Here is a 15,069-nt window from a genome sequence, read left to right on the forward strand (position 1 = left end):
CATAATTACGCAGAAAACTCTATCTTTAAAGTAATAAATTATGCCTTTAAAAAGTTTTTTACCCGTTAACCTACGGTATTAAAGTATGATTTATAGCTTTATTGCTGGATAAAAATAAGTAAAAACCGATTGTGACCGTTGAGGGTGCGGAATGTCGGCTCGAAAGTAAAGTAATAAATTATGCCTTTAAAAAGTTTTTTACTGGTTAACCTACGGTATCAAAGTATAATTTATAGCTTTATTGCTAGATAAAAATAACTAAAAACCGATTGTGACCGTTGAAAATGCGGAAGGTGGGCTAGAAACCCGGTTTATCGGACATATTTCTGCAAGTCCTATTCAGTTCGCCTAAGTTAACACTTGTGGCAGCCCCGAAAGTTAAATCTCTCAAAGAATTGGCTGAATATTTCTAGTTTCCGATGGTAAGATAGCGGTGGAATAAACGTCCTGCAAGAGGCCTGCTGTGATCCGTTCTGCTACTTTACCGCTTTCGCTTCCCGAGCCGCCGGTTTCCGCTCACGACCGTCTCCGGCTGTTCTCCGGTTCTGCTAATGTTCCCCTCGCCCAAGAGGTGGCTCGCTATCTGGGGATCGATTTGGGGCCGATGGTTCGCAAGCGGTTCGCTGATGGGGAACTCTACGTTCAAATTCAAGAATCGATTCGGGGTTGCGATGTTTACTTGATTCAGCCCACTTGTGGTCCGGTGAACGATCGCCTCATGGAATTGTTAATTATGATCGATGCTTGTCGGCGCGCTTCGGCCAGACAAATTACTGCCGTCATTCCCTACTACGGATATGCAAGGGCTGACCGCAAAACGGCTGGAAGAGAGTCGATTACTGCGAAGTTGGTGGCTAATTTGATTACTGAAGCTGGGGCCGGTCGCATTTTGGCGATGGATTTGCACTCGGCTCAGATTCAAGGTTATTTTGACATTCCTTTTGACCACGTTTACGGTTCGCCAGTGCTTTTGGATTATCTGGCGAGCAAGAAGTTGACGGATATTGTTGTGGTTTCGCCGGATGTTGGCGGAGTTGCTAGGGCGAGAGCTTTTGCCAAAAAACTTGGCGATGCTCCCCTGGCAATTATTGACAAGCGCCGCCAAGCTCACAACGTGGCAGAAGTGATGAACCTCATCGGTGATGTGAGGGGCAAAACAGCCGTGTTGGTGGACGACATGATCGATACTGCCGGCACGATTTCTGAGGGCGCGAGATTGTTGCGCCGCGAGGGTGCGAGGCAGGTTTATGCTTGTGCTACTCACGCGGTGTTTTCGCCTCCGGCGATCGAGCGTTTGTCTAGCGGGGTGTTGGAAGAGGTAATTGTTACGAATACAATTCCTGTGCTTGAAGAGAACCGTTTTAAGCAGTTGACAGTGCTTTCGGTAGCGAATTTGCTGGGAGAAACTATTTGGCGGATTCACGAAGATAGTTCCGTTAGCAGTATGTTCCGCTAGACAGGAAAGGCGCTTTTTGAATGTTTGTTTTAGGGTGCGTTACACTTGGTTAACGCACCATTTTTTTTGCGGATAGTGCGATCGTTTCCCGCAAGTAATATCAAGTAACTCGGTAAAATAGCCATAACACTTGTAGGGGCGGGTCTCACGAAGAATGTGTAATTCACATCCAGAATATCTATAAACCCGCCCTGACCGGGCTACAAACCAATTTTATTGTCATTGTGCGATCGCGCTTGGTACCACCGGAACAAGAGATGCTAAAATCCTATCTTGTTGTCTAAAGAGCACGACTTTTTTATATTCTAGATAAGTCTCATTCAAATAAGGAGCCAATAGGCAAAAATCATGAAACATTCACTTGTACGAACAGTGGCAGCACTGGCAGGTTCAGCAATTTTAACACTCGGGGCGATCGGTTCGGCTAAAGCATTTACTTTTGACGAAACCGAAATTAGCCAAGACCGAGTAATTGTCATCGCCCAACCCCGCCCTTACGGCGGCTACCAATTGCTAATTTTAGAACAGGTATCTGACAAACGGCAGTGCTGGAGCGAAAGCGGCTCTAATCCCGTGAAAGTTGATCCGTTATTAGTTACTTTTGATTTCACCGGTATTTGTGGTCGCGCAACAGACAGTAACGGCTTTTCAATTCGCATGGCCGGCACCGATTTAGCATTAAAATACAGCCTGACCTTGGAAAGTGTTGATGGCAATGTTCTATTAATGGGAACTCCGGTAGATTTCCAAGGTGATTCGGTGATTATCGGTCGCACAAACGGCGATGTTAACGACTTCATGAAAATCAGTCTCGATCCTGCTTGGCACTTGAGTAAAAGAGCTTACCAAGGCCGCACATTAGGTCACTTTTATTTCACTACCAATCAACCCGCACCGGGAGAAATTGGCAATACCGGAGGCAATACCGAAGCAATACCGCAGCCATTACCGCAGCCATTACCGCAGCCATTACCAATACCAATACCGCAGCCAACACCGCAGCCATTGCCGCAGCCAATACCGCAGCCAATACCGCAGCCATTACCGCAGCCAATACCGCAGGAAATACCAATACCGTAGGCAATACTGGCTTTTCTACGATTCGGAGATAACTACCGATGATATCTACGCTTCCGAAATTAAAGAAGCTGTGGGCTTTAGGTTTGTAGCCCGGTTTTCTCAAAATAATACCTTTCGACCGCAACTTGCTGTTACCAGAGAGCAATTGGTATCTTTAGTATTGGAATCCTGGAAAGGAATACAAGATGCTAATATCACATTTCCTAGCAATGTTTCTATCCGTCCCTATAGCGACCTTCCTATTTCTCGCTGGAGTACCGGAAAAGTTCTATTTGCGCGGGACAACAAGATAGTTAGCGGCTATCAAGATGGAACTTTTAAACCTACGCAGCCCGTCACTCGCGCTGAATTGATGGCGGTGCGCCGTCGAGTGGCGGAATTTGGTTTGTCGGCGTGGGGAATGCAGCCGAATTTAGTTGCTAAAGAGCCGTCTCAAACTTTTTCAGACATTCAGAATTATTGGGCTGCTTCTATTATTACTCAAATGTCTTCTTATTGTTCTGTTGCTGCCGCTTTTAAGGAAATTGGCTCGGTTTGCTCCGAATGATTCTGCAAAGCGCAATTACGAGGCTGCTACTTTGCGGATGCTGAAATGCGTTAACGCTTAGTAGGGCGAATTAGATGCCCGACAACTTTGGCGAAGTCGGGTATCTGAGTATTCTGTTTTTTTAGCTGGACATTTTACGCTACACCGTAATCAGTATACTGCCGCTTGTATGGGGGTTGCAATCCCAAAATAATATCCTCTCTCGGTACTCCCATTGCAACTAATTCCTCCGCAGGATTTTCCTCAGTCAAATTTTGTTGAAGCCAGATTTTTCCATCTTTGATGTCAATGTGAATGAAGGTTTGATAAATCCGGGTTAAGTGTTCCCAGCCGACATTCATCCACTGATAATGATCTCGCTCTGTGTCTAAAATTAGTTGCACTTCGACTTCATCATCTGAAACATCGTCTTCGGCATAACGGCTCATTAATGTCTGAACGTACTGACGATATTGAGCTAGTTTGTCCATTGCACAATTACCTCATTTGTTGAATCGTATACGATTAGCAATACCTGATACTGTTGTACCGCAGCTTGAGTAAACTCAGACTGAAAAAAGGTTCTATACACGTCAATTGGTACTGCCAAGTATAATTTCCGATGGGGTTCAACAGATGCCAGCCCTAGCCGATAACTGAGAAATTGTCCCAATGCAGCATAAAAGTCTGTAATTACAGAAGGATTGAGGAAGCTTTTGATTTCGACTGCAATTTTCTCCCCTCCTCGCTCCGCTGCGACTAACCTTTCTGCTCCCAAATCGACCTGAAATTTAATATTGCCAAACTTAAACTTTAGTGGATCGGCAGTAATCACCCACTGTTCTTTTTCAAGGGCTCGCTTTACGGATTCGTGGAAAGTATCTTTGGCAGACACAGACAAATTCTCAGCGCGATTGCAAACAAGTATTAATTATACCAAAATCGCGGTATACTGTCAATCGGTACTATCCTAATTTTCTATATAGTTTTAATTTTTAAGTTAATCAGGAGTGTAGTGCTTATCATATCGTTTTCTTGGATTTCTTCTTAGATGGCTTTTGAGGAGTTTTCTGGACGGGGATTGTCTCTGATTCTTGCTGTGCGATGTCTGGGGTTACTTTACACAAGTCGTTCAAGGACAGTTTTTGTTGCGATTCAAGTTCGTTTAGCAAGTTTGAAGCTGTTTCTAATATTTGTTTTCCCTGTCGGACTTGAATAGTAGTTTTATTTTCGATCGCATCTAACAACACAAAAAGCGAGACTGTTTGCCAAATATCTAAATCGTCGCCGATGACATCGCAATTAGACACAATTTTGCCGTTTTCGGGGACGTGAATTCCTAAGCCGGAAGCTTGAATTAACGGCTGGATTTCTGCTATACTTAAATCCGCCAGGTCAGTAATTTTATGTTCGAGCGATACTAAATCTGCTAAATCGGGTAAGTTGACCGATTCTGGCGGTAAAGCATCGAATTTAAAGGTAAGAGTTTGATTCAGCGGATCGGAAATGGCATAAATTGATTGAATTTGCGATCGACTAACCGCACCTTTCTCGAAAAAATCTCTGCCTTGTGGGGCGATCGCAATTTTTCCATTTTCAGCAACCTCCAAGCTTTCCAAACTAACCAGAGTCGCCGCCGTCGTCTTCACAAAAATCTCGTCTAACCCCAGCAAATCCGCCAATTCCTTCAAAGTTGGCGCAGGTTCAAACTCAACCCCCGCCCGCAAAATGAACTCTTCCAACACGTTAAACTGGCGCGGTTCGCTAATCGCCACCTCCAGCGGAGTTTGCCGGATTGCAAAGCGGAATTGACGCGCCGCCAACACTGACAAACCCGGATTTTGTTGCTCAATCTGTTCTGCTAGCGAACTTAAATTCGAGTCAATTGTTTTAGTTGAGGACGCTAGAAACATCTACAAAACCTCCGCAGTGACGCACCGTTTTTGAAACTTCCTGATACATTTTTCCCACAGTACCTGTTTGTTGGGTAAATAAATCGTGACAGCCGACAACTACCAGCAATTCTTGAGCGCGGGAAAAGGCCACATTTACCCGTTCCGGTTCCTTCGCAAATCCAATATCGCCCCTAACATTATTGCACACTGTGCTGACAATAATTACAGGTCTTTCCATGCCTTGAAATATGTCAACCGTACCAGTGCGGATGCTCAAAGCAGGAAATCTTTCGCCTTCGATTCTGTCTTTAATTGCATTTAATTGAGCAGCATAAAAAGTGATAATTCCGATTTCTTTCGGCGGTTCGCCATCGGCAACTTTGGGCTGCCAAGCTGTCTCCATTTGTTCGCACAAACGCTCGATCGCATCAATCTCCTTGATATTCAACCGCGAAGTACCCTGTTTTTCCTCTTCAAATCCTTGTCCGATGGGCGTTTTCACCCAGAGAATGTGATTATTTTCTTGAATGATTCTACCTGCGAGGTTGTGGGCGCGTTTGGTGTCAGCTTCCTGAATGCCACAGTTGAGTTTTTGTTGGTAAAACTGATTGATTGCGCCCATGATTTGTGGGTGCATTCGGTATTGAGTTGTCAGCATTTTTTTGATGCTGTCGCTGGCATTTTCAAACAACACTTTGAATAAAGATTCTTTTATGAAGCTAAGTTCGTCTCCGGTACAGCCGATGTCTTCGGCAATATCGTCGATCGTACTTTGATTAAACATCGGCGGCAATTGCCGGTGATCGCCCACTAATACTAACTTTCTGCCTTTCAAAGCGGGAATTAACAACTCTGGCGGAGTGCATTTGCTAACTTCGTCAATGATGACTGCATCAAAGCTGGGAAAGTTTTTAGTAAAATCGAAGCTAGCAGCTTGCACGCAAGTAATGCCGATTACGTTGGCATTGTCAATATAAATTTGCTTTAAATCGTTGCGGTCTTTTTCTGATGGATTTCGCAGTTTTTGAATCCAATCTGTCACAAACGTTTGAGAACGATTTAGTGCTGTTTCTTCTTGTTCTAATTTCCGCTGCCAAGTTTTGAATAGACGCTTAATTTTGTTTAAAAAAGCTACGCTGAATAATCCTGTATTCGGAACTTCGGGCTGGTATTGAGTCGGGATAGTTTGCCATGCTGACTCCCACCAATTTCTCTCAACAAGTAATGCGGATGTCGGTTGCTGCTGTTGCAGTTGAGCGTTAATTTCGCTCAATTCTGTTTGAAGTTCGGCGAGTTGCTGCTGCGAAGTTGCAGCCGCAATTTGCAGCGGGGATAAATGCTCGTCAAGAGTGTTTTTGATTGTCTCCAAAACCCCAAACGGGTCTAGATCAGCAATTGATTTTTCAAGCTGAACCGTGCTTGCTTTCCAAGCATCAACTTGCTTGACAAACTGCTGCGGTTGCTCCCAAATATTGGATTTTTGGGCCAGATATTGCTCGGCTAAAATCCGCAATTTTTCAGGTACATTTGGCTGTGAGACAATTGCTTGCAACAAATTAGTAACTTCGCTAATTTTTAAGTTTGCCTCTTGCTGCGCTGTTTCTACCTGAAGTTTAGCGGCGGATATTTGCTGCTGGTTTAAGGTTTGACCGATTTTATCTAATAACTGTTGCTGTTTTATAAGCTGCTGTTCGGTTTCGGTTTTCAGGGGAACCACGCACTGACGGGCATTGGCGAGGATACTGTGTAGCAATTCTTTGACTAGGCGATCGAAGGTAGCCTGGATCTGATTTGGCTGCAATGATTCACTATACAATTGTTGAATGCTACCTAAGAAATTGCGAGCTTTTTCGATGATAAATTTGCGCTGACTTGGGCTGACTTGGGAGTAGCTGGCGAAGTCTTTGGCTAGTTGCTGCCACTGTGTACGATCGCCCGCAGAGATCACGATCGGCGTTTGGCTCAAATTTAGGTGCAGAAACTCGCTAAACCGGAACTGTTGCCCTTGTATGTCCTTAAAACCTGCGCTTTCTTCGTGGGATATCGCCTTTTGCAACCGATCCAAATCGGGCAAATTGACTTTGCATTTGGGCGGCACGATCGGCAATTTGAGCGATCGGGCAATTTTCAGCAATCCTGCGGGCAATTCTACCATATCATCCGTCAGCATTGCGCCCGTTTCCCAGCAAGTTTTCACAACTTCATAAAGCCCCGTATCTGCCGTCTCAATCCACTGTGCAACGGCGAGGACAACGGCTGCAATTTCGGCTTTTCGCAGTTCCAAATTCTTGATTTTCTGTTCGAGATTTTGGCGGTGTGTCTGATTTTGCCGATCGCCCAATTCGAGTTGATTCACAGCCTCAGACATCTGGCGGGAAACCCGCAGCGACTCCGCAACCGTTGACATAGCGTGACAAACATCATCAGCGCGATCGAATGCTGTCTTAAATTCCGATATTTGCGCTGCTACAGTTTCCTGCAGCCAAACCCCAATCCCAAACGCGCCGCAAGCAGGGCGATCGAAACCTATTTGAGTAGCATTGCTAGCGGCAATCCGAACATTTGCCATAAAGTTTTCTACTAAAACATTGCTTTCTGAATAAGGTTTTAGTCGGGGCATAAACTCAGCAACTTCTGGAGATTCCCAGTTGACATTAGGCGCATCCAGCAGATTTTCTAAACCACTAACTAGAGATTCAATCTCGCTTTTGTCGGTTAAAATTAGTTCATAATCTGCTGCTTGCTGGCTGTACTTTTCCTCAATACTTGCTTTACTGTCGTGCAGGTGTTTTAGTTCATTGAAAAAATCTCTCTCTGCGGCACAGTAGGCGGTAAATCGCTCGGATTCTGCCACCAACTGGCGCAAAGATTTGACATTAGTCAGGCGCTGCGAGAGCTTTTCTTCGCAGTCAGTCGCCGTATTTTGCAGCCAAGTGCCGATCGCATTTTCCTCTAAAAACGGCTGCCCTTCTTCCTGCACCTTATGAGCTTTTCCCTTCCGCAAAGCCCGAATCGCCGGATTGTGAACTAACCGACTCAAAGCATTGTCTACAGCCAAATTTGCTTGCGAAGCAATAAGCGTTTTGCCACCCTGACGGGCAATTTGATAGCAAATCTCCGCAATCACAGTCGTTTTGCCCGTTCCCGGCGGGCCTTGAATCAAAATTAAATCGCGCGCCGAAAGCACGGTTTCTACGGCGGCAAGTTGGTCGTCATTAGCATTGCGATTTAATAAGTTTTCCCGATCCAATTTAATCAGTTTTTCCGGCATTCTCGCCTGAGAAGAGTCGAATAAAAAATCGCTCAAATAGGGATTTTGAGCGCGGCCGTCTGTCAGCATTTTTAAAGCTTTTTTCTTGCGTTCAATCTGACTGATATCGCCCGCAGCCTCAAAATACAAGAACCCTTGTTTGGGCAGTTGATATCTGCCGCCCGCCATGCGATCGCCTAAATCAACATCTAACTTAATCCGTAATTTACCATGTTCAAAGTCAATTTCGGCGATGCTACCCAATGTCTCTCCATCTCGGCTGCTTCTGCTTCCGGGGGGGGAATCAAACAGGATAATTTCTTCATTTCGTGCCTTTTTTAGCCTTTCGCGAAAGTCGCCCAATTCTAAGGAATTTTCCTCGTAGCCGTCAAGAGTTGCGGAATTACGATCAATTTCAAAAGTGACGATTTTAAAGCCTGAACCGTAATTGTGTCCTCCGAAAGGCACGCAAAATTGACGCGCTTCCGCGATGCGTTTTTCAACATTTAAAAAAGTATGCCAAACTTTTAGTTGTTCGGTAGTCGGTATGTGCCTGTCGTCCCAAAATGGCATTTGTTGGACGCGGGCGATCGACTTTACAGGAATTGGCGATGGCTGACGCCCCGCTACGCTACGACTGTTAGCCAAAAGTCGCAACTGCACCGGCAAAGCATACCCATCTTTCCTCCCTCTGGGAACCGCCACCAAACCAGCATCCAGCAGTTTTAAACCGCCGATTCCGTCTTCAAAGCGTACAGTTGCTAACAACCGCAAAGTGCGATCGGCTTTTTGCAACAATTGGGGTAATTCAAAATCATCTCCATCCGTAGCAAGCAGCAATTCCCAGATTTCTTCTTCCGAAAATCTCTCATTTATCTTTTGGCGGCGCACGTAGAACAGATTGTGCGATTTTCCAGCTATCTCCGACATCAGAATTTCCGCACGTTCTCTGCATTCCCAATCGCAATATTTCCCTAAAGCTGCTTCTCCTTCTATATCCCGAATAAACTTATTAATTGTGCGATCGCCACTAAATTTATATCCCCAATCTTCTGCTACTAAAGATGGCATATTTTGATTTTAGATTTTAGATTTTAGATTTTAGATTGGATTTTAGATTAGCACATCGGAACTTGTGCCGACAGAATCGCTAAATCCCAAAAAAGATTAAGGTGTGCAGTGCACACCCTACGACCATCGCAAATTACCGTACAGCCGACGGGCGCTGGAATTAAACAGTTCAGAATTAAAAGGGCGAATGATGGGAATTGAACCCACGAATGGTGGTACCACAAACCACTGCCTTAACCACTTGGCTACACTCGCCATATCTTTTTTAACTATAGCATCAGATCTCAGCACAAGTCTAGGGGTAAGGCAAAAATATTTTGAAATATTTCTGAGCGTCCCTGAACCGGACAGATCGATTGTGCCTCAAATCCAATGCACAGTAATAGTTTAGCACAATTTTCGCTCCGCGCGATCGGCAACTATCCCGCGCCCCAGCAGTCACGCGGCCCAGGTTCGGCAGCTCTGGCAGCGTCCCAATTCGGCCCAGCGCATTAAAATAGCCTTATAAGCCCAGGCGCATCTAAATTTTTACAGTCAAGTTTGATAAAACTCACCTCTTGCACCATTCTCGCTTAAAATGCCCGACGGCCTGTTCCGCAAAAAGTGCATTTTATTGTGGGGTGGGCAGGAGAGCCCGCCCCTAAAAGCCTTATTGAGAATGGTGCAACATCACAGATGAAATGCTTGTGGGGTGTCCCGCCCGCCCGGAAAATACAACGCAAGATGCCCGACAGCTTATCCCACACTGCATGAGTTATCAACCATCCCTCTTCTCTCTTTTCTATCTCTTCTGTCTCTTCGCGTCTTCGCGGTTCGTTTTAAAAAAAAGTCTTGTCCGCAATATAAAATCTAAAATTGATATGAACTACTGTGTCAACCCAGAATGTCAAAATCCTCAAAACTCCAACACCGCAAAATTTTGCTTAAACTGCGGCTTTAACCTGTTGCTGAGACAGCGATATCGCCCGATTGAACTTTTAGGTAGAGGCGGATTTGGTAAAACTTTCCTAGCAATTGATGAAGACATCCCATCTCTACCCCGCTGTGCAGTCAAGCAATTTTATTTTTACGACCGCGACCCCGAAATTTTTAACAAAGCCGTTGAATTATTTCGTCAAGAAGCCGTCCGTTTAGACGAACTCGGAAAACACCCACAAATCCCCACATTATTAGCGGGCTTTGAACAAGAAGGCCGTATTTATTTAGTTCAAGAGTTTATAGACGGGCCGACTCTCAAACAAGAATTAGACCAGAGTGTATACGAGGAAAATCAAATTTGGCAACTGCTGCAAGACTTATTGCCCGTGCTGCAATTTATCCACGACAAGCGCGTCATTCACCGCGACATCAAACCCGAAAATATTATCCGTCGCCAGTCGGACAACAAACTCGTATTGATCGATTTCGGCATTGCCAAACTAATGACTGATACAGCCATGCTTCGCCCAGCAACGCTCATCGGCAGTCAAGATTATGTAGCTCCCGAACAAATGCGCGGCCAAGTATTTCCTGCTAGCGACCTTTACAGTTTAGGTGTTACTTGCATTCGCCTAATGACGCAAGTTCCTCCCTTGGATATGTACGACTGCAACAACGAGCGCTGGTGGTGGCGCGAGTTTCTCCCCAAAGCCACGAGTATTAGCGACGAGTTAGGCGAAATTTTAGATAAATTGTTGCAAACTCATCTCAATCAGCGGTACAGTTTTGCTGCAGAAGTTTTGGACGATATCAAAGCAGCTTTAGATATTCGCCATCAAAATTTGCTTTCGCCGAAAAAGCCGATCGCTCCTACTCTCAGTAATAGCGACAACTCAACCGATCTCACCGCGCTACAAACTCCTGATTCTCCAATTTTACCCACAAATGCCGTCCCCAATTCCCCAGAAACTTTTTCCTTATCTGTTACTTCAAATCTCGAACCGACGATCATTTCTGCACGGGGAGTTGATTATAGCAAATTGCGGGATTTTTTGTCAAACAAAAAGTGGAAAGAAGCCGATCGCGAAACTTGGGGCTTGATGTGTCAATTTCTTTCCCAGGAACCGGGAACTCAGCTAGAAATTAGCCAAATTTACCAGATCCCCTGCGAAGATTTGCAAACAGTCGATCGCCTTTGGCTGCACTACAGTCAAGGTCGGTTTGGCTTCAGCGTCCAAAAACAGATTTACGAAAGCGTTAAGCGAGACTATATCAGATTTTGCGATCGGGTCAACTGGCCAACCTACAATTCTTCTACTACTTTAGGGCAGATTAAATTTAGTCAGCAAGCACCAATCGGACACCTCCCCTCTCGCAGTTGGGTTGGCGGCATTCAGTGGCTGCGACATCTCGATGCCCTGTGTGCAAAATTAACCGAGTGCGACAATAATGGTGATCCTAAATCGTAATGTTTATACCGATTAACTAACTAAAATTTTAAGTTTAAACTCTACCTGAAAGCAGAGAAATTTGTGTCGTTAGATGTAACCAGCGACCGAGGTTCGGTGCGATCGCTTGTCGCACAATGGATTCTGAAGGCGAACACAGATAAAGTCTGCAATCCTTGAGACTTTAACAACCGAACTAAAGAGAGGTACCGATCCATGTTTTTTCACAAAAAAGAATTAATGTCTGCGGTGACAGTAGACGAAGCCAACCCCCGTTTTGCCCAATTGCTGCTAGAACAGTTTGGCGGAGCAACCGGAGAACTGACAGCAGCTTTGCAATACTGGGTGCAGTCCTTTCACTGTGAAAATGCAGGGATTAAGGATATGCTCCAAGATATTGCAATAGAAGAATTCAGCCACTTAGAAATGGTGGGGCAACTCATAGAAATGCACACCAAAAACGTTGACCAAACAGAAGCTTATAAAAGCACTTTGTTTGCCGTGCGCGGTGTAGGCCCGCACTTGTTGGACAGCCAAGGTCAAGCTTGGACAGCAGCTTATGTCAACGAAGGCGGCGATGTGGTGCGCGATTTGCGCGCTGATATTGGTGCGGAAGCAGGAGCTCGCCAAACCTACGAAGAATTGATTAAACTAGCACCGGATGCAGGAACGAAAAAGACGCTGCATTTTCTGCTGACTCGCGAAATTTCTCACACTCAAATGTTCATGAAAGCTCTAGAATCGTTGGGTAAACTCACCGATCCTTTGTTCGGCAATATTCCGCCAGATTCCACTGTGGATCTCTACTTTAACTTGTCCACCAATGGCAAGGATGAACGCGGCCCTTGGAACTCGGAACCTACTTTCCAATACATTGCCGATCCCGCTCCTAAAGGTTAATTTGAGAGTTGTGTAACCTGGGTGGCGAGTGAAGATTTAAGCCCAGTGTTAAGTAATTTTTAAGCCGCGCACCTTCTTTTGTAAGGTGTGCGGCTTAGAAGATTTAAGCGCAGTGTTGAGTAATTTTCAAGCCGCGCACCCTACGATATCAAACTTTTATGTTGAGTAATTTTTAAGTCACGCGCCCTACGGTGTTACAATTATTTGAAATCCCGATCGAACATTAACATCAAATCCATATTGAAATTGCGATCGACCTATTTATTAGTCTCTCACGGCAGCCGCGACCCCAGACCCCAAGTAGCTTTGGAAAACCTAGCTCAACTGCTGTCTCAAAAATTGGCTGACTCGTTCCCCGCAGTAGCAACCGCCACCTTAGAACTCGGGCCCGCACCGCTGCACGAACAAATTTGCAGTTTTGGCGAACGTACCCTGTCGCTGGGACTGAGAGAATTGCAAATACTGCCTGTATTTTTATTGCCGGGAGTTCACGTCGCCGAAGACATACCGGCAGAGGTGGAAATTGCCCAACAAACTTTTGGTGACAAGCTAAAAATTGAATTGCGCCCGCATTTAGGTTCCCAGGAAGCAGGCTTAACAAAATTGGTAAAAAGTCAGATGCAAGAGGTGACTTTTCTCCCCAATCTGCTATTGCCAAAATGGATTTTATTATCTCACGGCAGCCGTCGCCCCGGAGGTAACTCGACAGTTGAGGAAATCGCCAGCAAACTCGGTGCGCTGACAGCTTATTGGTCGGTAAAGCCGAGTTTGGAAGAGCAAATTCACAGTTTGGTTCGTGGTGGACAGCAGCAAATTGGAATTGTGCCATACTTCTTATTTAATGGAGGAATTACAGATGCGATCGCCAAAAATGTCGCACAGCTAAAGCAGCAATTTCCTGCGGCGGAACTTCATCTCGCAAATCCTCTAGGCGCAAGTGTAGAATTAGCAGACTTAATTGGGGATTTAATTCAAAAATGAACCGCAGTGGCACAGAAGAGGTAAAGGAAGCAAGAAAAATGTCTTTAGGCAAAGTGTATTTAGTAGGTGCGGGACCCGGAGATCCGGGTTTGATGACCTTGAAGGGAAAAGCTCTGTTAGAGTGTGCGGATGTCGTGATTTACGACGCTTTAGTCAGCCCTCAAATTTTGGCAGCAATCAACCCCCAAGCAGAACGAATTGATGCCGGAAAACGCAAAGGCCGTCACTCGTTAATGCAGGACGAAACAACTCAGTTAATGATAGAAAAAGCTGGAGATAATGCGATCGTAGTTCGTCTCAAAGGCGGCGATCCGTTTATCTTCGGTCGCGGCGGCGAAGAAATGGAAGAGTTGGTAAAAGCTGGAGTGTCGGTAGAAGTTGTACCCGGTGTAACTTCTGGGATTGCGGCCCCTGCTTATGCGGGAATTCCTTTAACACATCGATCGTACAGTTCCTCAGTCACCTTTGTCACCGGCCACGAATCAGCAGGAAAATATCGGCCGGAGGTCAATTGGCAGGCGATCGCCCGCGGCTCCGAAACCATTGTAGTATACATGGGAATCCACAATTTGCCTTACATTATCGGTCAGTTGACAGCAGCCGAATTGAGTGCAGAAACGCCCGTAGCGTTAGTGCGCTGGGGAACGCGCCCGGAACAAGAAGAATTGATCGGAACTTTGGGTACAATTGTAGAGCAAGTTGAGGCGACCGGATTTGCAGCACCTGCGATCGCGGTAATCGGAAACGTCGTCAATTTGCACTCGATATTGTCTGGCTGTCGGCCAGTTTCTCAGACTGTAGAATAAGCGGGGGCGTTGCATAATTGCGGGATGATTTTGATTGTTTTGTGGGATGGGATCTCGTAGCCCGTTCGCTGTATTTTCACAGCAGGCGGGACACCCCACAAGCATCATCCTCAAATTGTGTAACGCCGTTTCGATTCCTGTACTGCAATATAGACTATTTTCTCCTTTGCCTTAGTCACCAGAAACATAAAAAAATTTTAATCAACGGTCGATCTCAGATTTATAGAAGTCGCATATATTGAATGACAGAACCCAAACACCATTCAATGTTTACGAGGTATTCAATGAGTTCCAAATTAGTTCCGCAAGAAACAAAGCCCCAGCCTAGAGCCAATTCAGCCTTCAAGCAATTATGGTCAATACACGCGGTGATGGCAACCTGTTATCTGCTGCTGTTGGTTGGGGGATTTTGGATGGTTAAAATGCCAGACAATACACCATTACAAGGCAACGCTTATACTTTGCATAAATCGATTGGGGTGTTGACAATTGGATTGCTAACCTGGCGTATTTTCATTTTGCAGCGAGTTTGGTGGCGTAAGTATACGCGCCGTCTCCCGAAGTTTACAGGTGAGTGGATTCGCACGTTTCTACTGCACGCGGCAATTTATCTGTTTATGCTAGCGGTTCCTCTGAGCGGAGTTTTCCTCTCTAATTCGTATAAGAGTAATCCAAGGAAAAAATGATCCAAAATCAGGGATACTAAGAGAATAATTAATGTGCAATCTGCTGTATGTC

The 15,069-nt window shown here is 45.3% G+C and carries 12 protein-coding genes and 1 tRNA gene; 8 read left to right on the forward strand and 5 right to left on the reverse strand.

The genetic code is table 11. From position 1 onward, the window contains the following. Positions 1–463 precede the first annotated feature (463 nt). The 3 genes from QUA78_RS16315 (at position 464) to QUA78_RS16325 (ending at position 3,083) form a co-directional block, all read left to right on the forward strand. Positions 464–1,456 carry a ribose-phosphate pyrophosphokinase gene (locus tag QUA78_RS16315; RefSeq protein WP_333184463.1) on the forward strand — a complete coding sequence of 331 codons (993 nt, stop codon included), beginning with the start codon at positions 464–466 and terminating at the stop codon, positions 1,454–1,456. A gap of 348 nt (positions 1,457–1,804) precedes the next feature. Continuing rightward, positions 1,805–2,536, forward strand: a complete 732-nt coding sequence (locus tag QUA78_RS16320) for a DUF3747 domain-containing protein (protein WP_333302900.1) — start codon at positions 1,805–1,807, stop codon at positions 2,534–2,536. Between the two features lie 145 nt (positions 2,537–2,681). Then, complete coding sequence (locus tag QUA78_RS16325; protein WP_333302925.1) at positions 2,682–3,083, forward strand: S-layer homology domain-containing protein; 402 nt, start codon at positions 2,682–2,684, stop codon at positions 3,081–3,083. 134 nt (positions 3,084–3,217) lie between these two features. Here QUA78_RS16325 and QUA78_RS16330 read toward each other — a convergent pair whose 3' ends face one another. The 5 genes from QUA78_RS16330 to QUA78_RS16350 form a co-directional block, all read right to left on the reverse strand. Beyond that, complete coding sequence (locus QUA78_RS16330; RefSeq protein ID WP_242716329.1) at positions 3,218–3,553, reverse strand: XisI protein; 336 nt, start codon at positions 3,551–3,553, stop codon at positions 3,218–3,220. Next, the gene (locus QUA78_RS16335; RefSeq protein WP_333302898.1) at positions 3,541–3,957 is read right to left on the reverse strand and encodes a XisH family protein; all 417 of its coding nucleotides are present in this window, start codon (positions 3,955–3,957) and stop codon (positions 3,541–3,543) included. The genes QUA78_RS16330 and QUA78_RS16335 overlap by 13 nt, the downstream gene beginning before the upstream one ends. A gap of 127 nt (positions 3,958–4,084) precedes the next feature. After that, entirely contained in the window at positions 4,085–4,975 is an 891-nt protein-coding gene (locus QUA78_RS16340) for a hypothetical protein (protein ID WP_333302897.1), read from the reverse strand. Continuing rightward, positions 4,953–9,278, reverse strand: coding sequence for an AAA domain-containing protein (locus tag QUA78_RS16345; RefSeq protein WP_333302895.1), 4,326 nt, complete (start codon positions 9,276–9,278; stop codon positions 4,953–4,955). Before QUA78_RS16345 ends, QUA78_RS16340 begins: the two co-directional genes overlap by 23 nt. A gap of 182 nt (positions 9,279–9,460) precedes the next feature. Continuing rightward, a tRNA-His gene (locus QUA78_RS16350) sits at positions 9,461–9,533 on the reverse strand. Positions 9,534–10,138: 605 nt separating this feature from the next. On the opposite strand from QUA78_RS16350, the gene QUA78_RS16355 reads away from it, so the two are divergent. The 5 genes from QUA78_RS16355 (at position 10,139) to QUA78_RS16375 (ending at position 15,017) form a co-directional block, all read left to right on the forward strand. Next, positions 10,139–11,665 (forward strand): serine/threonine-protein kinase, encoded by a 1,527-nt coding sequence (locus QUA78_RS16355; RefSeq protein ID WP_333302894.1) that lies wholly within the window; start codon positions 10,139–10,141, stop codon positions 11,663–11,665. Between the two features lie 195 nt (positions 11,666–11,860). Further along, the gene (locus tag QUA78_RS16360; RefSeq protein ID WP_333302892.1) at positions 11,861–12,544 is read left to right on the forward strand and encodes a manganese catalase family protein; all 684 of its coding nucleotides are present in this window, start codon (positions 11,861–11,863) and stop codon (positions 12,542–12,544) included. Positions 12,545–12,748: 204 nt separating this feature from the next. Beyond that, positions 12,749–13,525: a sirohydrochlorin chelatase gene (locus QUA78_RS16365; RefSeq protein WP_333398904.1), complete on the forward strand. Its 777-nt coding sequence runs from the start codon at positions 12,749–12,751 to the stop codon at positions 13,523–13,525. Then, on the forward strand, positions 13,522–14,331 hold the full coding sequence (cobA, locus tag QUA78_RS16370; RefSeq protein WP_172190231.1) for a uroporphyrinogen-III C-methyltransferase: 810 nt from the start codon (positions 13,522–13,524) through the stop codon (positions 14,329–14,331). The genes QUA78_RS16365 and cobA overlap by 4 nt, the downstream gene beginning before the upstream one ends. A gap of 284 nt (positions 14,332–14,615) precedes the next feature. Beyond that, the gene (locus tag QUA78_RS16375; RefSeq protein WP_333302888.1) at positions 14,616–15,017 is read left to right on the forward strand and encodes a cytochrome b/b6 domain-containing protein; all 402 of its coding nucleotides are present in this window, start codon (positions 14,616–14,618) and stop codon (positions 15,015–15,017) included. Positions 15,018–15,069: the final 52 nt, after the last annotated feature.

The sequence above is a fragment of the Microcoleus sp. K4-B3 genome, from assembly GCF_036704615.1.
Taxonomy (GTDB): Bacteria; Cyanobacteriota; Cyanobacteriia; order Cyanobacteriales; family Microcoleaceae; genus Microcoleus.